Annotated in this window: 21 protein-coding genes and 1 riboswitch; of the genes, 12 read left to right on the top strand and 9 right to left on the bottom strand. The window is 69.1% G+C overall.

Going from position 1 to position 22,182, the window contains the following annotated elements:
- Positions 1–149: 149 nt before the first annotated feature.
- Complete coding sequence (locus HUU96_RS01635; RefSeq protein WP_174291123.1) at positions 150–296, top strand: hypothetical protein; 147 nt, start codon at positions 150–152, stop codon at positions 294–296.
- On the opposite strand, the gene rnhA is transcribed toward HUU96_RS01635, so the two are convergent.
- The 3 genes from rnhA to ispH are packed head-to-tail and all read right to left on the bottom strand — an operon-like array spanning position 293 to position 2,710.
- Entirely contained in the window at positions 293–745 is a 453-nt protein-coding gene (gene rnhA, locus HUU96_RS01630) for a ribonuclease HI (protein WP_174291122.1), read from the bottom strand. The two genes, HUU96_RS01635 and rnhA, sit on opposite strands and share 4 nt — an antisense overlap.
- A 2-nt stretch (positions 746–747) precedes the next feature.
- Positions 748–1,701, bottom strand: a complete 954-nt coding sequence (gene thrB, locus HUU96_RS01625; protein WP_174291121.1) for a homoserine kinase — start codon at positions 1,699–1,701, stop codon at positions 748–750.
- Between the two features lie 16 nt (positions 1,702–1,717).
- The gene (ispH, locus tag HUU96_RS01620; RefSeq protein ID WP_174291120.1) at positions 1,718–2,710 is read right to left on the bottom strand and encodes a 4-hydroxy-3-methylbut-2-enyl diphosphate reductase; all 993 of its coding nucleotides are present in this window, start codon (positions 2,708–2,710) and stop codon (positions 1,718–1,720) included.
- Positions 2,711–2,822: 112 nt separating this feature from the next.
- On the opposite strand from ispH, the gene HUU96_RS01615 reads away from it, so the two are divergent.
- From HUU96_RS01615 to proS, 8 genes are all read left to right on the top strand, one after another.
- Positions 2,823–3,470, top strand: a complete 648-nt coding sequence (locus HUU96_RS01615) for a hypothetical protein (RefSeq protein WP_254604860.1) — start codon at positions 2,823–2,825, stop codon at positions 3,468–3,470.
- Between the two features lie 64 nt (positions 3,471–3,534).
- A riboswitch (glycine riboswitch) is annotated at positions 3,535–3,636 on the top strand.
- A gap of 156 nt (positions 3,637–3,792) precedes the next feature.
- Positions 3,793–4,956, top strand: coding sequence for a glycine cleavage system aminomethyltransferase GcvT (gene gcvT, locus HUU96_RS01610; RefSeq protein ID WP_174291119.1), 1,164 nt, complete (start codon positions 3,793–3,795; stop codon positions 4,954–4,956).
- Positions 4,953–5,324: a glycine cleavage system protein GcvH gene (gcvH, locus tag HUU96_RS01605; RefSeq protein ID WP_174291118.1), complete on the top strand. Its 372-nt coding sequence runs from the start codon at positions 4,953–4,955 to the stop codon at positions 5,322–5,324. The genes gcvT and gcvH overlap by 4 nt, the downstream gene beginning before the upstream one ends.
- A gap of 10 nt (positions 5,325–5,334) precedes the next feature.
- Positions 5,335–6,099, top strand: coding sequence for a class I SAM-dependent methyltransferase (locus tag HUU96_RS01600; RefSeq protein WP_174291117.1), 765 nt, complete (start codon positions 5,335–5,337; stop codon positions 6,097–6,099).
- Positions 6,099–7,457 (top strand): aminomethyl-transferring glycine dehydrogenase subunit GcvPA, encoded by a 1,359-nt coding sequence (gene gcvPA, locus HUU96_RS01595; protein WP_174291116.1) that lies wholly within the window; start codon positions 6,099–6,101, stop codon positions 7,455–7,457. Before HUU96_RS01600 ends, gcvPA begins: the two co-directional genes overlap by 1 nt.
- Positions 7,454–9,046 carry an aminomethyl-transferring glycine dehydrogenase subunit GcvPB gene (gene gcvPB, locus HUU96_RS01590; protein WP_174291115.1) on the top strand — a complete coding sequence of 531 codons (1,593 nt, stop codon included), beginning with the start codon at positions 7,454–7,456 and terminating at the stop codon, positions 9,044–9,046. Before gcvPA ends, gcvPB begins: the two co-directional genes overlap by 4 nt.
- Positions 9,047–9,101: 55 nt before the next feature.
- The gene (locus HUU96_RS01585; RefSeq protein WP_174291114.1) at positions 9,102–9,626 is read left to right on the top strand and encodes a CcdC protein domain-containing protein; all 525 of its coding nucleotides are present in this window, start codon (positions 9,102–9,104) and stop codon (positions 9,624–9,626) included.
- 31 nt (positions 9,627–9,657) lie between these two features.
- Entirely contained in the window at positions 9,658–11,196 is a 1,539-nt protein-coding gene (proS, locus tag HUU96_RS01580; RefSeq protein WP_174291113.1) for a proline--tRNA ligase, read from the top strand.
- A gap of 18 nt (positions 11,197–11,214) precedes the next feature.
- Here the strand turns inward: proS and HUU96_RS01575 are convergent, their stop codons facing one another.
- Entirely contained in the window at positions 11,215–11,604 is a 390-nt protein-coding gene (locus HUU96_RS01575) for a glycine zipper domain-containing protein (RefSeq protein WP_174291112.1), read from the bottom strand.
- 128 nt (positions 11,605–11,732) lie between these two features.
- Between HUU96_RS01575 and HUU96_RS01570 the strand changes: the two genes are divergently transcribed.
- Positions 11,733–13,934: a ribonuclease R family protein gene (locus tag HUU96_RS01570; protein ID WP_174291111.1), complete on the top strand. Its 2,202-nt coding sequence runs from the start codon at positions 11,733–11,735 to the stop codon at positions 13,932–13,934.
- A 3-nt stretch (positions 13,935–13,937) separates the two neighbouring features.
- Here HUU96_RS01570 and HUU96_RS01565 read toward each other — a convergent pair whose 3' ends face one another.
- Positions 13,938–15,425 (bottom strand): hypothetical protein, encoded by a 1,488-nt coding sequence (locus HUU96_RS01565; RefSeq protein WP_174291110.1) that lies wholly within the window; start codon positions 15,423–15,425, stop codon positions 13,938–13,940.
- Positions 15,426–15,472: 47 nt separating this feature from the next.
- Complete coding sequence (locus tag HUU96_RS01560) at positions 15,473–17,266, bottom strand: ABC transporter transmembrane domain-containing protein (RefSeq protein WP_174291109.1); 1,794 nt, start codon at positions 17,264–17,266, stop codon at positions 15,473–15,475.
- 108 nt (positions 17,267–17,374) lie between these two features.
- On the opposite strand from HUU96_RS01560, the gene HUU96_RS01555 reads away from it, so the two are divergent.
- Positions 17,375–18,592, top strand: coding sequence for a polyhydroxyalkanoate depolymerase (locus HUU96_RS01555; protein WP_174291108.1), 1,218 nt, complete (start codon positions 17,375–17,377; stop codon positions 18,590–18,592).
- A 37-nt stretch (positions 18,593–18,629) separates the two neighbouring features.
- On the opposite strand, the gene HUU96_RS01550 is transcribed toward HUU96_RS01555, so the two are convergent.
- The 3 genes from HUU96_RS01550 to HUU96_RS01540 all read right to left on the bottom strand — a co-directional run bounded on the left by HUU96_RS01550 (position 18,630) and on the right by HUU96_RS01540 (position 20,699).
- Entirely contained in the window at positions 18,630–19,106 is a 477-nt protein-coding gene (locus tag HUU96_RS01550) for a pyridoxamine 5'-phosphate oxidase family protein (protein ID WP_174291107.1), read from the bottom strand.
- Positions 19,107–19,189: 83 nt separating this feature from the next.
- The gene (locus HUU96_RS01545) at positions 19,190–20,560 is read right to left on the bottom strand and encodes a putative O-glycosylation ligase, exosortase A system-associated (RefSeq protein ID WP_174291106.1); all 1,371 of its coding nucleotides are present in this window, start codon (positions 20,558–20,560) and stop codon (positions 19,190–19,192) included.
- The gene (locus HUU96_RS01540) at positions 20,553–20,699 is read right to left on the bottom strand and encodes a hypothetical protein (RefSeq protein WP_174291105.1); all 147 of its coding nucleotides are present in this window, start codon (positions 20,697–20,699) and stop codon (positions 20,553–20,555) included. Before HUU96_RS01540 ends, HUU96_RS01545 begins: the two co-directional genes overlap by 8 nt.
- A gap of 84 nt (positions 20,700–20,783) precedes the next feature.
- Between HUU96_RS01540 and HUU96_RS01535 the strand changes: the two genes are divergently transcribed.
- The gene (locus tag HUU96_RS01535) at positions 20,784–22,046 is read left to right on the top strand and encodes a TIGR04063 family PEP-CTERM/XrtA system glycosyltransferase (protein ID WP_174291104.1); all 1,263 of its coding nucleotides are present in this window, start codon (positions 20,784–20,786) and stop codon (positions 22,044–22,046) included.
- The last annotated feature ends 136 nt before the right edge of the window (positions 22,047–22,182 follow it).

The following is a 22,182-nucleotide window of genomic DNA, read 5'->3' as shown; positions in this document are numbered from 1 at the left end:
GGCGGCGCTGGCGGCGGCGCTGCTTCTGGAGCGCTCGCCCGCGTCGTTCGTCGGCGGCATCGACGTCAGCCGCTACGCGCCCGCCCGGTTCGGCGGCTGACGCAACCCATCCGACCGGCCCCCGTTATAAGCCGGCGAGGAGAGACGTGATGGCAGAGAAGAAGGGCAAAGGCAGCGAGACCGCCAAGAAGGCGAACGCGAAGGCGGCGAAGGAAGGCAAGTCGAACCCGCGTACCTCCTCCGCCGCGCAGGCGGAGTTGGGCAAGAAGGGCGGCAAGAAGGCCGCGAAGAGCTAGCCGCCGCGGCCGGCCTGCACCGCCGCGGCGCTCGCCAATCGGTCGCAGCGTTCGTTGTCGGGATGGCCGGCATGGCCCTTGACCCACACCCACTTGATCCGGTGCGGTTCGGCAGCGGCGATCAGCGCCTGCCACAGGTCGGCGTTCTTGACCGGCTTGCGGTCGGCGGTGCGCCAGCCGTTACGCTGCCAGCCCTTGATCCACTTGGTCAGGCCGTCCATCACATAGCGGCTGTCGGTCGACAGCGTCACCGCGCAGGGGCGAGTGAGCGCGTTCAGCCCCTCGATCGCGGCGGTCAGCTCCATGCGGTTGTTGGTGGTCGGGGCCTCGCCGCCCGACAGTTCCTTCTCATGCGCGCCCATGCGGATCAGCGCGCCCCAGCCGCCCGGCCCGGGATTGCCCTTGCACGCGCCGTCGGTGGCGATCTCGACCGGGGTCAACTCGGTCATCGCTAGCCCTCGATCAACGCCGGCGCGTAATGCGCCAGCCGCCGCCAATAGGCGAGCGGGTCCTTGCGGGTGACCAGCGCCTCGGCGGGAGTATTGAGCCAGTCCCATGCGCGCGACAGGGCGAAGCGGAGGCAGGCCCCGCTGGCCAGCGTCGCGAACGCGGCGCGTTCGGCGCGGGTCAGCGGGAAGGTCTCCTCGTAGCCTTCGATCAGCGCGTCGCCGACCGCCTGATCATAGCGCTCACCACTCGCGTCGAACGCCCAGGCGGTGTGCATGATCGCCAGGTCATAGGCGCGGACATCGGTGCAGGCGAAATAGAAGTCGATCAGGCCGGTGACGGCATCGCCCTGCATCAGGACGTTGTCGGGGAACAGGTCGGCATGGATCGCCGAGCGCGCCATGCCGTCCGCCGGCCAGTCGCGCACGATACGGTCGACTGCGCGCCCGAGCCGATCGTGAAAGCCGGGCGCGATCTGGTCGAGGGTCAGGCCGCACCGCTCGAACAAGGGCTGCCAGCTATCGACCCCCATCGCATTCGGCCGCGTCGGCGCGAAGTCGGCCAGCGCCGCGTGCATCTGCGCCAGCGCGCGCCCGGCGGCGAGCGCCTGCACGGCGGTCGGGTGCGACAGCGAAACGCCCGGCAAGAAGCGGATCAGGCAGGCCGGTCGACCCTCCAGCCAATGGATCGCCTCGCCATTGCGATCCTTGATCGCCGGCGGCACCGGATTGCCCTGCTCGGCGAGGTGGTCGAGCAGCGCCAGGAAGAAGGGCAGGTCGCCCGCCTCTACCCGCTTCTCGTAGAGCGTCAGGATGAAGCGGCCGCGGGTGGTGTCGACCAGATAGTTGCTGTTCTCCACCCCTTCGGCGATGCCCTTGGCCGACACCAGCTCGCCGACATCGAAGCGCGCCAGGAACGCGGTCAGCGCCTCCGCCGAGACCTGGGTATAGACGGCCATCGCGAGGCGAGCAGCGTCAGGCTGCCGCTTCCAGCCCGCGCGGCAGCTTGAACGCCACCGTCTCGCGGGTCGTCTCGATCTCCTGCTCGGTGGTGGCGTAGCGCTCGCCGAGCCGCTGGACGAGTTCGCGCACCAGTAGTTCGGGCGCGGACGCGCCGGCGGTGATGCCCAGCGTCCTGACCCCGTCGAGGAACGACCAGTCCAGCTCGTCGGCACGCTGGAGCAGCCGGGCGGGTGCCCCCTCACGCTCCGACACCTCGACCAGCCGCACCGAGTTGGACGAGTTCGGCGCACCGATCACCAGCATCTTGTCGCAGTCGCGCGCGATCGCCTTGACCGCCGCTTGGCGGTTCGACGTCGCGTAGCAGATGTCCTCGCCGCGCGGTGCCTGGATTTCCGGAAAGCGGCGGCGCAGCGCGTTGACCACCGCCGCGGTATCCTCGACCGACAGGGTGGTCTGGGTCAGGAAGGCGAGGTTGGCCGGATCGGCCGGCACGAAAACCTCGGCATCCGCCACCGTCTCGATCAGCGTCATCGCACCCGGCGGCACCTGGCCCAGCGTGCCGATCACCTCCGGATGGCCGGCATGGCCGATGAAGACGATGTGACGGCCGGCGGCGACCAGCCGCTCGGCCTGGCGGTGAACCTTCGACACTAGTGGGCAGGTCGCGTCGAGATAGTCGAGCCCACGCGCCTGCGCCTCGATCGGGATGGTCTTGGGCACGCCGTGCGCGGAGAAGACGACGGGCGCGTCGTCGGGCACCTCGTCCAGCTCCTCGACGAACACCGCGCCCTTGGTGCGCAGTGCGTCGACGACGAACTTGTTGTGGACGATCTCATGGCGGACATAGACCGGCGCGCCATGCTGCTCGATCGCCAGCTCGACGATGCGGATCGCCCGGTCGACGCCGGCGCAGAAGCCGCGCGGGGCGGCGATCAGCAGGTGCAGCGGCGGCTTGGCGGCCGGCAAGGGGACGGGAGCGAGGGTCGGGGCGGGCGCGTGGTCCATGCCCCACCTCTACGCGATTGCTTGCGCCGGGCAAAGCCGGTTCCTATGGTGCCGCGTCCCTGGTTGCCGCCGTCGCGGCCCATCGCGCTTGTTGCAAAGGTAGCGTTCCCCCGTGAAGACTTGGATCACCGCCGGCCCGATTGTTCTGCTCGGCGCGCTCGCGCTTGCGGGTTGCGCTCATGGTGGCGAGGTCGACGAGACAGGCGGCATCACCGCCGTGCGCAGCGCCTGCCCCCAGGTCGCGATCCCCGCTCAGACCGGCGACCTGACGCTGTTCGATCCCGCCACCAGCCATGACGCCAGCGCGATCGACGTGCAGGCGTCGATCACCAACCTGCGCTCGACCTGCGACGAGGGTGGCGATCAGGTGCAGACCGCCGTCACCTTCGACGTGATCGCATCGCGCGTCCGCGCCGACGCGCCGCGTGACGTGACCTTGCCCTTCTTCCTCACCGTCGTGCGCGGCGGGACGGAGGTGGTGGCCAAGCGGATCGGCCATGTCGCGATCCATTTCGACGCCGGCCGCACCCGCACCCAGGCGTCGGGGCAGGCCGCCAGCTCGATCAACCGCGCCGCCGCGACCCTGCCCGACGCGGTGCGCCGCAAGCTGACGGAGAAGCGCAAGGCGGGCGACACCGATGCCGCCACCGACCCGCTGACCCGGCCCGAGGTGCGCCAGGCGGTGCTGACCGCCAGCTTCGAGGCGCTGGTCGGCTTCCAGCTCACCGACGCACAGTTGAAGTATAACGCCACTCGCTGATGCGGCGTTGACTCCGGCGCATCGCCGGGTCAGGACTTGGCAGTCGATGCCGGGCAACCGGGATAGGCCATGCGCGGGAGAGTAGCGCCACGCCTTTCAGGCGATGGTGCCGCCGAAGGAGCAACCACCCCGGAATCTCTCAGGTACCCAGGACCGCGCGGGGCTACGACACTTTGGAAAGCGCCGATGGCTTGCAGCCGCCGGCCACCGAAGGGGTAAGCGCGGGCACCGCCCGCTGCGAAAGCTCTCAGGTCCCGTGACAGAGGGGGTTCCGACCGACATGGCCATAGGCCGGCGGTCACCCCTTTGTGAGGACGGTGCGATGAGCCAAGCGATCCAGGACGATGCCGCTCTCGACCCGCTCGATGCGGAGGGCGAGCCAGCACCCCAGCTGCTGCCGCTCGACGCCTGGCATCGCGCCCGCGGCGGCCGCATGGTGCCGTTCGCCGGCTATGAGATGCCCGTCCAGTATGAGGGGATCATGGCCGAGCATCTGTGGTGCCGCAGCCATGCCGGGCTGTTCGATGTCAGCCATATGGGCCAGCTGGTTTTTACCGGCGAAGGCGCGGCGAAGGCGCTGGAGCAGGTGCTGCCCGGCGACGTGACCGGGCTGGGCGACGGGCGGATGCGCTATTCGCTGCTGCTCGGTGAGGGGGGCGGCATCCTCGACGACCTGATGGTCACGCGGCGAGGCGAGGAACTGTACGTCGTCGTCAACGGCGCGACCAAATATGATGACATCGCCGCCCTGCTCGACGTCATTCCCGACGAGGTGACGCTCAACCTGATGGACGAGGCGGCGCTGCTGGCGGTGCAGGGGCCGGAGGCGGTCGACGCGCTGGCGCGGCTGGTGCCTGGCGTCGCGACGCTGACCTTCATGACCGCCGCCGGGTTCGACTGGCAGGGGCATCGGCTGTGGATCAGCCGGTCGGGCTATACCGGCGAGGACGGGTTCGAGACATCGCTGCCCGGCGAGGCGGCGGCTGCCTTTGCCGACGCGATCGCTGCCCAGCCGGAGGTCAAGCCAATCGGTCTCGGCGCGCGCGATTCGCTGCGGCTGGAAGCGGGGCTGCCGCTCTATGGTCACGATCTCGATGCCGAGACGACGCCGGTGATGGCCGATCTGGGGTTCGCGCTGTCCAGGCGCCGGCGCGAGGCGGCCGACTTCATCGGGGCGGAACGCATCCTCGCCGAGCATGCGACGGGACCGGTCGTCAGGCGGGTCGGCCTGCTGGTCGAGGGTCGCCAGCCGGTGCGCGAGGGCGCGGCGGTGGTCGACGACGAGGACAGCGAGGTCGGCCGCGTCACCAGCGGCGGCTTCGCGCCCAGCGTCGGCGCGGCCATCGCCATGGCCTATGTCCCGGCCGCCATGGCCGCACCGGGCACGCGCGTGAGGATGGTTCAGCGCGGCAAGCTCCACACCGGCATCGTCACCGCGCTGCCGTTCGTTCCCCACCGCTATGTCCGCGCAGGAGGCAAGTCATGAGCCGTTACTTCACCGAAGATCATGAATGGGTCGACGTCGATGGCGAGATCGGCACCGTCGGCATCAGCGACTATGCGCAGGGCCAGCTCGGCGACATTGTGTTCGTCGACGTGCCCGACGAGGGCAAGCAGCTGAGCAAGGGCGACGAGGCGGCGGTCGTCGAGTCGGTCAAGGCCGCCAGCGACGTCTATTCGCCGGTGTCGGGCACCGTCATCGAAGGCAACGCCGCGCTCGCCGACGAGCCGGCGCTGGTCAATGGCGACCCCGAGAGCGAAGGCTGGCTGTTCAAGCTCACCCTGACCGACCCCGACGAACTCGGCGAGCTGATGGACGAGGCCGCCTACGAGGCGTTCGTCGCCAAGCTGTGAGAGCGGGGCTGTGACGGTCAACGCCGCCTCGCGCTGGGATCCCAAGGCCTATGCCGCCAACGCCGCGTTCGTGCCGGCGATGGGCGCGCCGGTGCTCGACCTGCTCGCGCCGCAAGCCGGTGAACGGATCCTCGACATCGGCTGCGGCGACGGGGTGCTGACGCAGCGGATCGTCGACGCCGGGGCGCAGGTGGTCGGCGTCGATGCGTCGCCGGCGATGGTCGAGGCGGCGGTCGCCAAGGGGCTCGATGCGCGGGTGCAGGACTGCCAGGCGCTGGCGTTCGGGCCCGAGTTCGACGCCGGCTTCTCAAACGCCGCGCTGCATTGGATGCTCGACAAGGCCGGCGTCGCCCGCGGGGCGTTCGCGGCGCTGAAGCCGAGCGGGCGTTTCGTCGGCGAGATGGGCGGTCATGGCAACGTCGCCGCGATCTGGCGCGCGGTTCATGCGGTGCTTGCCGAGCGCGGCCACGCCATCCGTGCGCAGGACACGCACTGGTATCCGACTGTCGCCGACTTCACTGACACCTATGCGGCGGCCGGCTTCGTCGCCATCGAGGCGCAGCTGATCCCGCGGCCGACGCCGCTGCCGACTGGCGTCGCCGGCTGGGTTACGACCTTTCGCTCCGGCCTGATGGATATCGACGGCATCCCTGCCGACGAGCAGGCGCTAATCGCCGAGGCGATCGAGCGCCGCACCGCGCCCGAGCTCAAGACCGCCGATGGCTGGGTGGCCGACTATGTCCGCCTGCGCTTCACCATGAGGAAACCCGCCTGATGCGCTACCTCCCGCTGACCCCAGCCGACCGCGAGGCGATGCTCGGCGTCATCGGCGCGACCAACATCGACGCGCTGTTCGCCGATGTGCCGGAGGCGGCGCGGCTCACCGGGTCGATCGAGGGGCTACCGCTCCACGCCACGGAGCTGTCGGTCGAGCGGCACATGACCGCGCTCGCACGGCAGAACATGGTGGCGGGGGAGGTGCCCTTCTTCCTAGGTTGCGGCGCGTACCGCCACCACGTCCCCGCCAGCGTCGACCACCTGATCCAGCGCGGCGAGTTCCTGACCGCCTACACGCCCTATCAGCCCGAGATTGCGCAGGGCACGCTGCAGATGCTGTTCGAGTTCCAGACGCAGGTTGCGCGGCTGCTCGGCACCAACGTCGCTAATGCCAGCATGTACGACGGCTCGACCGCCTGCTGGGAGGCGATCGGCATGGCGCGGCGGATTACCCGGCGGGGTAAGGCGATCCTGTCGGCGGGGCTGCACCCGCATTATGTCGCCGTCGCGAAAACGATGGCGAAATATACCGGTGATGTCCTCGACACGACCGCGCCCTGGCTGGTCGCCGAGACCGATATCGACCGGCTGATCGCCGGGATCGACGACGATACCAGCTGCGTCGTCGTCCAGTATCCCGACATCCTCGGCCGTATCGCCGACCTCCAGCCGCTTGCCGATGCCTGCCACGCCAAAAAGGCGCTGCTGATCGCGGTGGTGACCGAGCCGGTAGCGATGGGCGCGCTGAAATCGCCGGGCGAGATGGACGCCGACATCGTCGTCGGCGAGGGCCAGTCGATCGGCGTCGGGCTGCAATTCGGCGGTCCCTATGTCGGCCTGTTCGGCTGCAAGGAGAAATACGTGCGCCAGATGCCGGGCCGGCTGTGCGGCGAGACGGTCGACGCCGATGGCAAGCGCGGCTTCGTCCTTACGCTGTCGACGCGCGAGCAGCATATCCGGCGCGAGAAGGCGACCAGCAACATCTGCACCAACTCCGGCCTGTGTGCGCTCGCCTTCTCGGTTCACATGACGTTGCTGGGCGAGGCAGGGCTGCGGCGGCTGGCGGGCCTTAACCACGCGGGCGCCTGCCACGCGGCCAAGCGCCTCGCCCAGGTGCCGGGTGTGCGGCTGGTCAACGACAGCTTCTTCAACGAGTTCACGCTCGACCTGGGGCAGGAGGCGCGACCGGTCGTCCGCACCCTGGCGGAGCGCGGCGTGCTGGCGGGGGTGTCGCTGGGGCGGCTCTACCCGGGCGAGGCGGGGTTGGCGAACGGGCTGGTGGTTGCGGTGACGGAGACGACCACGCCCGAGAATGTCGAGGCATTGGCGAGCGCGCTTGCGGAGGTAATAGCATGACCATCAACCAGAGCGGCTGGCGTCCCGAGATCACGCCCGGCAAGACCGACGCACCCGCGACCTTTACCGGCAACCGCGCGCTGATGCTGGAGGAGCCGCTGATCTTCGAGATCGGCGACGAGCGCACCACCGGCGTCGACTTCGCCGATGGCGACGTGCACCACGACCGGCTCGGCGGGCTGACCCGCAAAGCCCCGATCGGCCTGCCCGGCCTGTCGGAGCCAGAGACGGTGCGCCATTATACCCGCCTCAGCCGCCAGAACTACGCCATCGACCTCGGCCTGTTCCCGCTCGGCTCGTGCACGATGAAGCATAACCCGCGCCTCAACGAGAAGATGGCGCGGCTGCCGGGATTTGCCGACATCCACCCGCTGCAGCCGGTCGACACGGTGCAAGGCGCGCTTGGCGTCATCAACGAGCTGGCGATGTGGCTGATCAGGCTGACGGGGATGCACGGCGTCGCCATGACCCCCAAGGCGGGCGCGCATGGTGAGTTGTGCGGTATCCTGTGCATCAAGGCGGCGCTGGAGGCGCGGGGCGAGAAGCGCCGCGTCATTCTGGTGCCCGAGAGCGCGCACGGCACCAATCCCGCCACCGCCGCCTTTGCCGGCTTTCAGGTCGAGGATATTCCCGCGACGGCGGAGGGCCGCGTTGATCTTGCTGCGCTGACGGCGCGGCTCGGCCCTGACGTCGCGGGGGTGATGATCACCAATCCCAACACCTGCGGGCTGTTCGAGCGCGACCTGAAGGCGATCAGCGACGCCGTTCATGCCGCCGGCGGCTATGTCTATTGCGACGGTGCCAATTTCAACGCGATCGTCGGCCGGGTCCGGCCCGGCGACCTTGGCGTCGATGCCATGCACATCAACCTCCACAAGACCTTCTCCACCCCGCATGGCGGTGGCGGGCCGGGGTCGGGACCGGTGGTGCTGTCGGCGGCGCTGAGCCCGTTCGGGCCGCTGCCCTACACCGCGCGCACGGCGGACGGGCACGTCCACCTCGTCGAGGAGGACAATGCCGATGCCTTCTCGGCCGAGCATTATGACGGTGCCGTCACCCCCTTCGGCCGCATGACCGCTTTCCATGGCCAGATGGGGATGTTCACGCGCGCGCTGACCTACATCCTCAGCCATGGGGCCGACGGCCTGAAGCAGGTCGCGGAGGATGCGGTGCTCAACGCCAACTATGTCCTGCGCTCGCTGGAGGACACGCTGGACGCGCCGTTCGCTGGCTCGGGACCGTGCATGCACGAGGCGATCTTCAGCGACGCCGGGTTGGCGCAAGGCTTTTCGACCATCGACATTGCCAAGGGGCTGATCGACGAGGGCTTCCATCCGATGACGGTGTATTTCCCGCTCGTCGTCCATGGCGCGATGCTGGTCGAACCGACCGAGACCGAGTCGAAGGCGTCGCTCGACCAGTTCATCGGCGCGTTGCGGTCCGTGGCGCAGCGGGCCAGGGCAGGCGACGAGACGCTGAAGACCGCACCCCATTTCGCCCCGCGTGCGCGCCTCGACGAGACGCTGGCGGCGCGCAGGCCGGTGCTGGTGTGGAAGGAGCCGGCGGCGGTGGCGGAGGCGGCGGAGTAGGCTTGCCGGCACTGTGCTACTGAGCTAATACGCTCCATCTGCGGAAGGAGCGATCATGCACGGGCAAGTGGTTCAACCAGGCGGCATCGGCCAGTATCTGATCCCGCTGGTGGTGTTCGTTGTGATCTTCGCCCTTCGCGTGCGCCGCATGTCGCAGCTGCGGCCGCTGAAGCTGGAACAACTGTGGATCGTCCCGGCGATCTACCTCGTCGTTGTGGCGGCGTCGTTCGTCGCCAACCCGCCGACGCCGATCGGCTGGGCGATCGCGCTGGCGGGGCTAACGATCGGCTGCGTGCTGGGCTGGTATCGCGGCAAGACGGTGACGATCCATGTCGATCCCGCCACCCACGCCCTCAACCAGAAGGCGTCGCCGCTCGGGATGCTGATCCTGCTGGTGCTGGTCGGCGCGAAGATCGTGGCGCGCGGGGCCGGGCAGGCGGCGCATCTCGACGTCGCCAGCCTGACCGACGCGTTGCTCGGGCTGGCGCTCGGCACCTTTGCGGCGATGCGGATCGAGATGTACCTGCGCGGCAGCCGGCTGGTCGCCCGCTCGCGCGCGGCGAATGCCGGCATGGGGTGACGCGCGCGCCGGCAATGGCTATCCGCCCGCCATGGCCATCAAGCACGCGCTGCCCATCACCCGCGAACAGGATTTCGCCGCCTGGTACCAGGCGGTCATCGCCGAGGCCGACCTGGCCGAGGAGAGCGGCGTTCGCGGCTGCATGGTCATTCGCCCCTGGGGCTATGGCATCTGGGAGCGCATCCAGCGCCTGCTCGACGACCGGATCAAGGCGACCGGTCACGAGAATTGCTACTTCCCGCTGTTCATCCCGCTATCCTATTTCGAGAAGGAGGCGAGCCATGTCGACGGTTTCGCCAAGGAGATGGCGGTCGTCACCCACCACCGCCTGATCGGCGACGGGAAGGGCGGCCTGATTCCTGATCCCGCCGCCAAGCTGGAGGAGCCGCTGGTGGTACGGCCAACTTCGGAGACGGTGATCGGTGCCGCCTTCGCCCGCTGGGTGCAGTCGTGGCGCGACCTGCCGGTGCTGATCAACCAATGGGCCAATGTCGTGCGCTGGGAGATGCGCACCCGCATGTTCCTGCGTACCAGCGAGTTCCTGTGGCAGGAGGGGCATACCGCCCACGCCACCGCCGCCGAGGCGCGCGAGGAGACGCTGCGGATGCTCGAGGTGTACCGCGGCTTCGCCGAGGACTGTCTGGCGCTGCCGGTCGTTGCCGGCGAGAAGCCCGAGAACGAGCGCTTCCCCGGCGCGGTCGAGACCTGGTCGATCGAGGCGATGATGCAGGACGGCAAGGCGTTGCAGGCGGGCACCAGCCATTTTCTCGGCACCAACTTCGCCGCCGCGCAGAACATCCGCTTCCAGAATGCCGAGGGGCAGTTCGAGCTGGCCAACACCACCAGCTGGGGCGTGTCGACGCGGATGATCGGCGGGGTCATCATGGTGCACGGCGATGATGACGGCCTGCGCTGCCCGCCGCGCATCGCGCCGTGGCAGGTGGTGATCGTGCCGATGCTGCGCGACGGGCCCGAGGACGCGGCGCTGGTCGACTATTGCAAGGCGCTGCAGACGAGCCTCGCCGCGCTGTCGGCGTTCGGCGAGCCGGTGCGGGCGTTGCTCGACCTCAAACCGGCCAAGGCCGCGACCAAGCGCTGGGGCTGGGTCAAGAAAGGCGCACCGCTGATCGTTGAGGTCGGCCCGCGCGATATGGCGGGAGGCAACGTCTCATGGTTCCGGCGCGATCAGCTCTACAACGAGGCTGGCAAGATCCGGTCCATCATTACGCCGGTCGATGCGTTCGTTGCGCAGGTCGCCGAGTTGCTGAGCGAAGTGCAGGCCAGCCTTCATGGCGAAGCACGTGCTAAGCTGGACGCCAATATCGCGCGCGACGTGACCGACATGGCCGCCTTGGAGGCGTTCTTCGCCGATGCGCGCCAGGCACCGGGCTGGGTGGAACTCGCCTGGGCGAAACCCACCGGAGTGGTGCTTGATCAAGTGGTCGAGCGGCTCAAGGCGCTCAAGCTCACCATCCGCAACGCGCCAGCAGGCGCCGCTCCGGTGGAGGGCACCTGCTTCTTCACCGGCGAGCCGGCGGTCGAGCGCATCCTGGTCGCCCGCGCGTATTAAAGGCGCGGGCGGGTCGGGTCAGCGGCAGTAATAGCCGTTCTTGCGGTTCTGCGAGTCCTCGTGCTTCTGATCAAGGTTCTTGCCCAACAGCGCGCCGCCGCCAGCCCCCAGCAGAGTCCCAAGCGTGCCGCCGCCCAGTGCATTGCCGATCAGGCCGCCGCCGACCGCGCCGAGCACCAGCCCGGTCGTGCCGTTGGAGCGCTTGCAATAGGTCCGGCCGTCGCTTCCGCGATAGACGCGGTCGTTCTCGTTCAGCGGCCGGCCGTAATTCTTGTCGCGATAGCGCGGGGCGGGGTCCCAATTGCCGTCCTGGTCGCCATGCCATTGCTGGGCGACGGCGGCGGTGGGCAGGGCGACCGGGGTCGCGACGACGGCCACCAACAACGCGGCGGCGATCTTGTTCTTCATGGTACACACTCCTTGTTAGGAGCCGCGATAATGCGTGGAGCCGATGAAGGTTCATTTCGGCTCCGGCAGGATTGCAGCGTGCAGGCTAAGCGCGTGACGGCGAAGCTAGGACGCTCTATCCGCCGGTCGTGCCCAAACCTCCGCCGCCCGGCCTGCCTAACCGGCAACAGATCCTCGATTTCATCACCACGTCGGACCAGCCCGCCGGCAAGCGCGAGATCGTTCGCGCCTTCGGCCTGCACGCGCAGGACAAGATCGCGCTCAAGGCGCTGCTCAAGGACATGGCCGACGAGGGACTGATCGACTCCGCGCCGGGCCGCGCCTTCCACCAGATGGGCGGTCTGCCCAAGGTGACGGTGCTACGCGTCGCCGACATCGACGACGGCGGCAACGTCTGGGCGGTGCCCGATCGCTGGGAGGCGGAGACGCCGCCGCCGCGGTTGCGGATACGCGAGCGCAAGCGCGGGGCGCTCGGCATCGGCGAGCGGGTGCTGGCGCGGACCGAAGAGGCGGGGAGCGGCTGGATCGCGCATCCCATGAAGGTGCTCGCGCCCTCGTCGGAGCAGCTGCTCGGGGTGCTGCGCGGGGAAGGCGATCGCCTCTGGCTCACCGGCGTCGACAAGAAGGAGCGGCGTGAATATCCCGTGTCGGACGCCGGCGATGCCGGCCCCGGCGACCTGGTGCTGGCGGAAAAAGCAGGGCGGCCACCCCGGATCACCGCGCGGGTGGTGCAACGACTGGGCGATCCGTTCGCGCCGCGTGCCTTCTCGCTGATCGCGATCCACAAGCACGGCATCCCAGACCGATTTGCGGCGGAGACTCTGGCGGAGGCGGAGCGGGTGGCGGCGCTGCCGCTGGGGGAAGGCCGTGAAGACCTCCGCCACCTGCCGATCGTCGCGATCGATCCGGTCGACGCGCGCGACCATGACGACGCGGTCTGGGCCGCACCCGACGACGATCCCGCCAATCCCGGCGGCTGGCGGGCGATCGTCGCCATCGCCGACGTATCCTTCTATGTCCGCCCCGGCTCGGCACTCGATCGCGAGGCGCGCAGCCGGGGCAACAGCGTCTACTTCCCCGACCGCGTCGTGCCGATGCTGCCGGAGATCCTGTCGGCGCACGTCTGCTCGCTGGTCGAGGGCGAGGACCGCGCGGCGCTGGTGTGTCACCTGACCATCGCGGCGTCGGGAGCGCTGAAGAGCTGGCGGTTCACGCGGGCGGTCGTTCGCCTTGCTGCCAACATCGCATACGAGGATGCGCAGGCGGCGATCGACGCCCAAGCCGGGCCGATGATCGACGCGTTGCGGCCACTCTGGGCCTGCTGGCGCGCGCTCGCCAAGGCACGTGACGGACGCGCGCCGCTCGACCTCGACCTGCCCGAGCGGCGGGTGGTGCTCGACGAGCAAGGCCGGATCATGTCGGTCGCGCCGCGCGAGCGACTCGACGCGCATCGCCTGATCGAGGACTATATGATCGCCGCCAACGTCGCCGCCGCCAAGGCGCTGGAGGCGAAGCGCGCGCCGGTGATGTACCGCGTCCACGAGCCGCCGAGCCGCGAGAAGCTGGTCGCGCTCAAGGAGTATCTGGAGACGTTTGGCGTCGCTTTCGCGCTGGGCCAGGTGATCCGCCCGGCGACGTTCAACCATGTCCTCGACCGCATCGGTGAGGCCGATTACCGGCCGCAGGTGATGGAGCAGGTGCTGCGCACCCAGACCCAGGCCTATTACGCGCCGGCCAATCAGGGCCATTTCGGGCTGGCGCTGGGCAGCTACGCGCATTTCACCTCGCCGATCCGCCGCTATGCCGATCTCCTCGTCCATCGCTCGCTGGCGCGGGCGTACGACCTTGGCGAGGGCGCGCTGACCACCGGTGAGGCGGAAGGGATGGAGCGGATCGGCCAGGCGATCAGCGGCCTGGAACGCCGCGCGATGGAGGCCGAGCGTGACACGATCGACCGCTATGTCGCCGCTTTCCTGTCGGAACGGGTTGGCGAGACGGTGGAGGCGCGGATCACCGGCGTCACCAATTTCGGTTTCTTCGCCACCGTCGCGGGGATCGGTGGCGACGGGCTGATGCCGGTGCGCGATCTGGGCGGCGAGTATTTCCGCTTCGACGAGGCGGCGCGGACGCTGACCGGTGAGACCAGCGGCGACCGATATGCGCTCGGCCAGCGGCTCGATCTGCGCCTTGCCGACGCCAATCCGATATCGGGAGCGCTGCGCTTCGAGCTGCCGGAGGGCAAGGGAGCCGCACCACCGGCGCGGGGTGATCGGGTGATGCAGCGGCGCGGCCGGCCGGCCAACATCCGCCACCAGGGACGGCGGCGCTGATCGCTAGCGCGGGTCGGCAAGCTCGCAGGCCCGCTGAGGGAACCAGCACGGCAGTCCCAGGCTGATCGTCTCTCCGAATCGCGCGACGGGCTTCTGCCCTGACCGGTCGGCAGCCCGTTCGCGCGGGTCGCTGCGGGTCGGCGACGATGCGAACAGGCGGGTGATCGCGACCGCGCGCTCGCCCCCGGCGTCGGGAAGCTGGTGAAACTGCTGGACGTTGTGCAACGCGCCACGGCTATCGACGATGACGCTCTTCGCGAAATAGGCCTCGTCCCAGTCGCGATCGGTGCGGCCCTTGAAGATCAGCAGGCGAGCGGGAACGCCGTCCTCCACCGGCCGGGGCAGGATGCGGACGAACGCCGGCAGCGTCACCACTACGGCCAGCAGCACGGCCAGCCAGCGCTGCCTGCCGGTGATGATCGACCCGGCCCATAGCCAGGCACCTATGCCGACGAACGGCATCATCCACTTGAAATAATGCGCGTTGTTGAAGCGCCACAACCCGCTGGGCTGCAGGTCGGTATAGGCGAGGAACAGTAGCGTGTACGGCACCGCCATCGCGCCGAACAGGCCGAGGACGAACCGCCGCCGGCTACCCCGCGGCGACCGCATCGCCGCCAGCAGCAATCCCGCCACGCCGACGATCAGCCACGGCAGTTCCTCGATCATCGACGGCGCCTGCGGAAACCAGGGCTTGGCCGTGACCAGCACGACGTATGCCTTCCACGGCAGATCGCCCAAGGCGAAGCCCTGCCGCGACAGTTCGACCATGTACCGCGTGGGAGCAGGGCCATAGATCGACAGGTACAGGGCACCATAGGGGATGACGACCACCAGCGTCCCCGCTGCGACGTGCCCGATCCGGCCGATCGTCAGGCGGCGCTGACGCCACAGCGCAACGCCGGCCGTGAGGACCAGGATCGCGGAGAGCATCGCGTCGATGGGACGCGCCGCCGGCAACGCTGCCGCGACCAGCCCCAGCGCGGCTTCGGCGCGCCAGGTCTGATCGTCAGGCGTGGCGGGATGGACGATCCGCACCACCAGCGCGAACCCGGCCCATGCCAATGCCGCCGACAGGTTGGTGGTCCATGGGATCAGCCATAGCTCGCTCGTCCGATCGACGACCAGCGTCGTGGCGATCAGGATCAGCAGCGTCGTCCATGGACCGATATCGAAGGCCTTCGCTACCGCGGCGAGCGAGTAGAACAGGCCGCCGAACAACAGCAGGTCGGGCAGGAAGAAGGGATCGCCGGACACGATCGTCGTGAAAGGTGCCGCGAGCAAAGCATAGGCGAGCGGATACCAGTGATGGACGACGGCGAGGTCCGCATGGGCGAAGGCGGTGGCGGACTCCAGATATAGCCCCTGATCGGCCCACGCTGACCAATGCGGCGGGCTGCGCAGGTGGAGTCCGTAGGCGATCCAGTAGCGGAGCACCCACAGCGCTCCCGCTGCGACCGTTGCCGCTGCCGGACTGCTGGAGTGGTGCACTCCGTCAACTTCGCGCCGCATCCATCGCGCCCGCGTAGTATCGAGCGTCAAGCCGCCTCGCTGAACTGCAGGCTGGCGAGGCGCGCGTAGAGGCCGTTACGGCCGATCAGCTGGGCGTGGCTGCCCTCCTCGACGACGCGGCCCTCGTCCATGACGACGATGCGGCCGGCGGCGCGGACGGTGGCGAGGCGGTGGGCGATGACCAGGGTCGTGCGCTCCGCCATCAGCCGTTCGAGCGCCTGCTGGACCAATTGCTCGCTCTCGGCGTCGAGCGCGCTGGTCGCCTCGTCGAGCAGCAGCAGCGGCGCATCGCGCAGCAGCGCGCGGGCGATGGTGATGCGCTGCCGCTGGCCACCCGACAGCCGCGCGCCGCCCTCGCCCAGGAAGGTGTCGAGACCGCCGGGCAGCTTGCCCAGGAACTCGGCGGCGTTGGCGGCTTCGGCGGCGGCCCAAAGCTCCGCGTCGCTGGCCTCCCAGCGGCCATAGCGCAGATTGTCGCGCGCCGAAGCGCCGAAGATCACCGTCTCCTGCGGCACCATCGCGATGCGCGCGCGGACGGCGGCCGGGTCGGCATCGCGCAGGTCGACGCCATCCAGGGTCACGCGGCCGCCCTCGGGGTCGTAGAAGCGCTCGGCGAGCTGGAACAGCGTCGACTTGCCGGCCCCCGACGGACCGACGACGGCGACGGTCTCGCCGGGATGGATGGCGAGGATCAGGTCGTTGATCGCCGCGACCTCCGGCCGGGTCGGATAGCGGAAGCGCACCCCCTCGAACGACAATGCGCCGCGCGCCGGCAGCGGCAGCGGCGTCGCCGGCACCGGCGCGGCGATCTCCGGCCGCTCGGCGAGCAGTTCGCCCAGCCGCTCGGCGGCACCGGCCCCGCGTAGCAGGTCGCCGTATACCTCGGTCAGCGCGCCGAACGCGCCGGCGACGATGCCGCCGGTGATGACGAACGCCGCGATCGAGCCGCCGCTCAGCCGTCCCGCCGCGACGTCGCTCGCGCCCTGCCACAACACCAGGGTGATCGAGCCGAACACCAGCCCGATGACGATCGCGGTCATGATCGCGCGCAGCAGGATGCGGCGTCGGGCCGCGCCGAACGTCGCCTCGACCGCGGCGGCGAAGCGCGCCGCCTCGCGGCCCTCCTGCCCGAACGCCTGCACGATGCGCATCGCGCCAAGCGTTTCCGACACGATCGCGCCGACATCGGCGATGCGGTCCTGCGACGCTCGGCTGAACCCGCGCACCCGCCTGCCGAGCAGCGCGATCGGCGCGATGATGACGGGGATGCCGAGCAGTAGCAGCCCGGCCAGCTTGGGCGAGATCGCGAACAGGTAGACCAGCCCGCCGACGCTGGTGAAGCTGTTGCGCAGCACGATCGACACCGACGAGCCGACCACCTGTTCGATCAGCGTGGTGTCGGAGGTGAGGCGCGAGGCGATCTCGGCCGGGCGGTTCTCCTCGAAGAAACGCGGGCTGAGGCGGATCAGGTTGGCCTGCACCTCCTCGCGGATATCGGCGACCACCCGCTCGCCGAGCCAGGACACATAGTAGAAGCGGATCGCGGTCGCGACGGCGAGCACCGCCACGATCATCAGCATGAAATGGAACGAGGAGGCGACGCTGATGCCGCCACCGCCCTGCGTCTCGGGACCGAAGCCGCGGTCGATGATCCGCTTGAAGCTGTACGGGATGCCGATCGTCGCGCCCGAGGTGACGATCAGCGCCAGCCCGGCGGTGACCACTTGGCGCGGATAGCGGCGGGCATGGCCCCACACCATCGCCAGGTCGCCGAGCCGGCGGGGCGGTCGCGGGTCAGGCGTCGGAGAGGGTTGGGCCATGCCGCCGCCTAGCAGCCGCGGCGGCGGCGCTCAACGTCGGCGGGCGCGCCCGTGCGAGGCCGACCGCAACAGCAAGACATTGCAACACTTTTGCGGTACGGCCCGGCCATGCTGTATCAGACCTATGAATTGCAACGCTCGATGCTCGCCGGTGCCAGCGCGATGGCGAATATCGGCGCGGACCTGCTCCACAATCCCGCCAACCCGTTTTCCTACTGGACCGGCAGTGCCGAGATGGCGTCGGCGTTGGAGGTGTTCGCCCATGCTGCCGCCTTGCGTGGCAAGCCCGCCTTCGGGTTTCAGCATGTTACCGTCGATGGCCGCGAAGTCGCGGTGCGCGAGGAGGTGGTGCTGCGCCGGCCGTTCGGCCAGCTCAAGCGCTTCGTGCGCGAGGGTGTCGAGGGCGGTCCCAAGCTGCTGATCGTCGCGCCGATGTCGGGCCATTACGCGACGCTGCTGCGCGGCACGGTCGAGCGGATGCTGCCGTTCGCCGATGTCCACATCACCGACTGGCGTGACGCGCGCGACGTGTCGCTGGCCGAGGGGCGCTTCGACCTCGACGATTACATCGACTATCTTGTCGCGTTCCTGGAGCAGATTGGGCCGGGCGCGCACATGCTGGCGGTCTGCCAGCCATCGGTGCCGTGCTACGCCGCCGCCGCGTTGATGAGCGCCGACGCCCATCCCTGCCGCCCGCGCACGCTGACGTTGATGGGCGGCCCGATCGACACGCGCGAGGCACCAACCGCGGTCAACACCCTCGCCACCAAGCGCCCCTTCTCATGGTTCGAGCAGAACGTGATCCAGACCGTGCCGCCGGGCTATGCGGGGGCGGGACGCCGCGTCTATCCGGGTTTCCTGCAGCTGACCGGCTTCCTGTCGATGAACCTCGGCAGCCACATGATGAGCCATTGGGGCATGTTCCGCCATCTGGTGCAGGGCGATGCCGACGGTGCGGCCGCGACCAAGGCCTTCTATGACGAGTATCGCTCGGTCTGCGACATGGCGGCGGAGTTCTACCTCCAGACGATCGACGTGGTGTTCCAGCGCCACGCCCTGCCCAAGGGTGAGATGACCCATCGTGGCCGGCTGGTCGACCCGGCGGCGATCACCGACGTCGCGCTCCTGGCGATCGAGGGCGAGCGGGACGACATCTCGGGGCTTGGCCAGACCAAGGCGGCGCTCACCATCGCCACGGCGCTGCCGGAGGACAAGAAGCGGTACTTCATGGCCGATGGGGTCGGCCATTACGGCATCTTCAACGGATCGCGCTGGCGCAACCTGATCGCGCCGGTGGTAGAGCAGTGGATCACCGCCCACGCATGAACAGGCGGCCGCCCGGATCGGGCGGCCGCTTAGAGTCCTAGGCGAGCGAGTCGACCTTGGCGTGGCTGCTCGATTCTTCGGGCTTGATGGTCCCGCCGAACAGCATCTTCAGCCGACCGCCGAGCGACACATCGGTCTCCCACAATTCCGCGGAGCTGATGTCGAAGCGGTTGAGCCGCGCATCCGACTTCCCGTTCGGGAACCATGCCTCGACGCGGTTGTCCCACAGTTTGTCGAATGTCGCGCGGTCGGTCTCCTCGCTGACGGTGCCGGCCAGGCAGGCGAAGAAGTCGTGCCCCTTGCCGACGAACTGCGCCATCGCCTCGCCGCCCGACGCGATGCGGTTGGTGTGGGCGGAGAAGACGAACAGGGTGTTGGGCTGATCATCGTCGGTCTTGACGTTCATCGGCTCCGAATGCTGGCCGTCCGCCAGCCCGATCATGACAAAGGGGCTGTCCTTCAGCTTGGCGAGGAACTTGTCGGCGACTTCCTGCGGCGTGTCCTTGGCGGCCATGGCGGCTCTCCTCCGATTGATTTCGGAAGGAGAACGAGGAGGCTCGATGTTGGTTGCGCCCGCAATCTCACCGGCCGTCGCGATCAGGCGGGCAGCGCGCCCGGCCCGGACGCGATGGTACGCTGGCGGATACCGGGCACCATCCCCTGACGCCCGACCCGCGCGACATACAGGTCGAGGCCGATCTGCGTGCCGATCAGCATGTAGAAGAACGGGTTGGAGGCGATGCCGACGAACGAAGCGCCGAGCATGTACACCAGCTGCGCCGATTGCAGCGCCCCCGCCAGCGCGGACGCCCAGCCCAGCGGCGAGGTGCGGTCGCGCAGGCGGCGGCGCAGTACCTCCATCCGCACCAGCCCGGCAAGGTTGATCGCCAGCCACAGTAGCAGCCCCGGATAGCCCTGCTCGCCCAGCATCTCGAAATAGGCGCTATGCCAGGCGCGCGCCTCGTCGACCGCGATCCGCTCCGGCGCGGCGGCGGTGCCGCCATGGCCGTCGTCCGCCTTCAGCTCATACCGCAGATGGTTGCCGCGAAAGGCGTAGAAGCCGCCGCCGAACGGGTGCTGCTTCGCGTAATCCAGCGTCCACATCCACACCGCGATGCGCGTCGAGGCCGATTCGTCGGCTTGATAGCTCTTGATGGTGCTCATCCGGTCGGTGAACGCCGAGGGCAGGAACGGCACCGCCGCCCCCGCCAGCGTCGCGAGGCCGACACAATAGAGCAGCTTGCGCTTGACGTTGCGCAGTTCGAGCACTGCCAGCAGGCCGATGCAGACCAGGCCCGTGCGGGTCGAGGTGCCGATCGGGATCAGCAGGCAAGCGAAGCCGAGCGCGAGCGCGAACCCCTTCACCCGCCAGTTGGGCGGGAACACCGTCCCCCAGCGCGCGAACCAGGCGATGATCGGGATCAGCGCCACTGCCGCCATCGATATGGTCGAGCCCTCGTACATCCCCGAATTGTTGTTCACCATCAGGTCGAGCTCGCCATAGCCGCCGCCATGGGTGACCACCGTCTTGATCCCGCCGACGATGATGATCGCGCCCGCCGACAGCACCATGAACAGCAGCAGCGCCTCGATCCGCAGCCGGGTGCGCAGCGTGAACGGCAGGAACGCCCCGAAGGCGAGCGACTTCCACACCCATTCCCACTTGTCCTGCGCGTCGATCGGGAAATCGGCGGTGAGGGTGGTGAGACCGCAATAGAGCATCAGCACCACGATCAGCACCTGGCGCGGCGCGATGCGCAGTTCGCTCTTGTCGTCGGCCAGCGCCCAGCCGCCGACCGCCATCACCACCGCGATCAGCGAGATCGGCACAGTGTTGAGCAGGTAATAGGTCAGCCGCTGCGGCGAGACGATGTCGATATAGACATAGGCGAGGATCAGCAGGAACGGCCGCCGCAGCCCCATCGCGAACAGGCCGCCGAGGAAGACGATGAACAGCAGGTCATGCATCGGGCGGCGTTCCGGGCCGGCGGCCGAAGCGGGCGAAAGGTGCGGCACCCTCGCGGTCTAAGTCCGGCCGGCGCAGCAGCCGCCACGCCGCGACCAGCATCAGGCAATGGGTCAGGAGGAGCGCGAAATTGTCGATCATGGCTGGTCTCGTCAGGCTCCGCTGCCGTTCTAGCCGCCAGCGATTGACGCCGCGTTAAGTCCGCTCGGGTAGCACGCTCGGGCGATGCGTATCCTCCACGTCCTCGACCACGGCCTGCCGCTGCAGAGCGGCTACAGCTTCCGCACCCGCGCGATCCTGAAGGCGCAGCAGGCGCAGGGCTGGGCGGTCGCCGCCGTCACCGGCCCGCGCCAGAGCGACGGCGGACCAGCCGGAACGACGGCGTTCGACACGATCGACGGTCTCGGCTTCCACCGCACGCTCGCGCCGCAGCGTGCCGGCGCGATCGGCGAGGTGCGCGGCCTGTGGGCGTTCGCGCGGGCGATCGACCGGGCGGTTGATCTGTTCCGGCCCGACATCCTTCACGCCCATTCCCCCGCCATCGACGCGATCGCCGCGCTGCTCGTTGCGCGGCGGCGGCAGTTGCCGCTGGTGTACGAGATCCGCGCGTTCTGGGAGGATGCGGCGGTCGGCAACGGCACGGGGCGGGAGGGATCGCTGCGCTACCGCGCGACTCGAGCGCTGGAGATCTGGGCGGTAGCGCGCGCCGATGGCGTGGCGGTGATCTGCGAAGGGCTGCGCGGCGACCTGCTGGCGCGAGGGGTGGATGCCGCCAAGGTGATGGTGTCGCCCAACGGCGTCGACCTGACGTTGTTCGGCGCGCCGCCGCTGCGCGACGCTGCCCTCGCGAGCGAACTGGGGCTGGACGGCGCGGACGTGGTCGGTTTCATTGGCAGCTTCTACGATTATGAGGGCCTCGACGACCTGATCGCGGCGATGCCGGCGCTGGTTGCGCGCCGCCCGCGGGCACGATTGCTGCTGGTCGGCGGTGGACCGATGGCGGCGGCGTTGCGGGCGCAGGCGGCGGCGTCGCCGGTGGCGGGGGCGATCCGCTTCGTCGGCCGGGTGCCGCACGAGGAGGTCGAGCGCTATTACGGGCTGGTCGACGTGCTCGCCTATCCGCGCAAGGCGATGCGGCTGACCGAGTTGGTCACGCCGCTCAAGCCGCTGGAAGCGATGGCGCAGCGCCGCCTCGTCGCCGCATCGGACGTCGGCGGCCATCGCGAACTGATTCGCGCCGATGATTCTTGGGGCGACACCGGCACGCTGTTCCGCCCCGACGATCCCGCCGCGATCGCCGAGGCGCTGGCCGGCCTGTTCGCCGATCGCTCCGGCTGGGACGCGCGCCGCGAACGCGCGCGGGCGTTTGTCGAGCGCGAGCGTAACTGGTCGTCAAATATTATGCGTTATCAGCCGCTTTACCAGCGGCTCTGCCGCCCCCGATCGACGAGTAGCATATGGCAGCGTTCCCCCGCTTTTCCTTCCTGATCCGCCACCTGCCTACGGTCGGCGGTGTCGCCGCCGGCACGGTCGCCGGCGTCACCATCGCCCTGTTGTCGGCCGATCTGCTGGAGCATCTGGTGTGGACCAGCGGCATCGCCGCGCTGGTGCCGGCTGCGCAGCC

This window comes from Sphingomonas bacterium (genome assembly GCF_903644135.1).
Taxonomy (GTDB): Bacteria; Pseudomonadota; Alphaproteobacteria; order Sphingomonadales; family Sphingomonadaceae; genus Sphingomonas.
Note: the sequence above shows the minus strand (reverse complement) of the source record. Positions and strands in the feature narration are given on the sequence as shown.

Excerpts from the sequence above, each read along its gene's own strand:
- HUU96_RS01585 (WP_174291114.1), top strand. The coding sequence starts at position 9,102 with ATGCACGGGCAAGTGGTTCAACCAGGCGGCATCGGCCAGTATCTGATC.
- gcvT (WP_174291119.1), top strand. The coding sequence starts at position 3,793 with ATGAGCCAAGCGATCCAGGACGATGCCGCTCTCGACCCGCTCGATGCG.
- HUU96_RS01560 (WP_174291109.1), bottom strand. The coding sequence starts at position 17,266 with ATGGCCCAACCCTCTCCGACGCCTGACCCGCGACCGCCCCGCCGGCTC.
- HUU96_RS01535 (WP_174291104.1), top strand. The coding sequence starts at position 20,784 with ATGCGTATCCTCCACGTCCTCGACCACGGCCTGCCGCTGCAGAGCGGC.
- rnhA (WP_174291122.1), bottom strand. The coding sequence starts at position 745 with ATGACCGAGTTGACCCCGGTCGAGATCGCCACCGACGGCGCGTGCAAG.
- proS (WP_174291113.1), top strand. The coding sequence starts at position 9,658 with ATGGCCATCAAGCACGCGCTGCCCATCACCCGCGAACAGGATTTCGCC.
- HUU96_RS01550 (WP_174291107.1), bottom strand. The coding sequence starts at position 19,106 with ATGGCCGCCAAGGACACGCCGCAGGAAGTCGCCGACAAGTTCCTCGCC.
- HUU96_RS01575 (WP_174291112.1), bottom strand. The coding sequence starts at position 11,604 with ATGAAGAACAAGATCGCCGCCGCGTTGTTGGTGGCCGTCGTCGCGACC.
- HUU96_RS01635 (WP_174291123.1), top strand. The coding sequence starts at position 150 with ATGGCAGAGAAGAAGGGCAAAGGCAGCGAGACCGCCAAGAAGGCGAAC.
- thrB (WP_174291121.1), bottom strand. The coding sequence starts at position 1,701 with ATGGCCGTCTATACCCAGGTCTCGGCGGAGGCGCTGACCGCGTTCCTG.
- gcvPA (WP_174291116.1), top strand. The coding sequence starts at position 6,099 with ATGCGCTACCTCCCGCTGACCCCAGCCGACCGCGAGGCGATGCTCGGC.
- ispH (WP_174291120.1), bottom strand. The coding sequence starts at position 2,710 with ATGGACCACGCGCCCGCCCCGACCCTCGCTCCCGTCCCCTTGCCGGCC.
- gcvPB (WP_174291115.1), top strand. The coding sequence starts at position 7,454 with ATGACCATCAACCAGAGCGGCTGGCGTCCCGAGATCACGCCCGGCAAG.
- HUU96_RS01545 (WP_174291106.1), bottom strand. The coding sequence starts at position 20,560 with ATGCATGACCTGCTGTTCATCGTCTTCCTCGGCGGCCTGTTCGCGATG.
- HUU96_RS01555 (WP_174291108.1), top strand. The coding sequence starts at position 17,375 with ATGCTGTATCAGACCTATGAATTGCAACGCTCGATGCTCGCCGGTGCC.
- HUU96_RS01540 (WP_174291105.1), bottom strand. The coding sequence starts at position 20,699 with ATGATCGACAATTTCGCGCTCCTCCTGACCCATTGCCTGATGCTGGTC.
- gcvH (WP_174291118.1), top strand. The coding sequence starts at position 4,953 with ATGAGCCGTTACTTCACCGAAGATCATGAATGGGTCGACGTCGATGGC.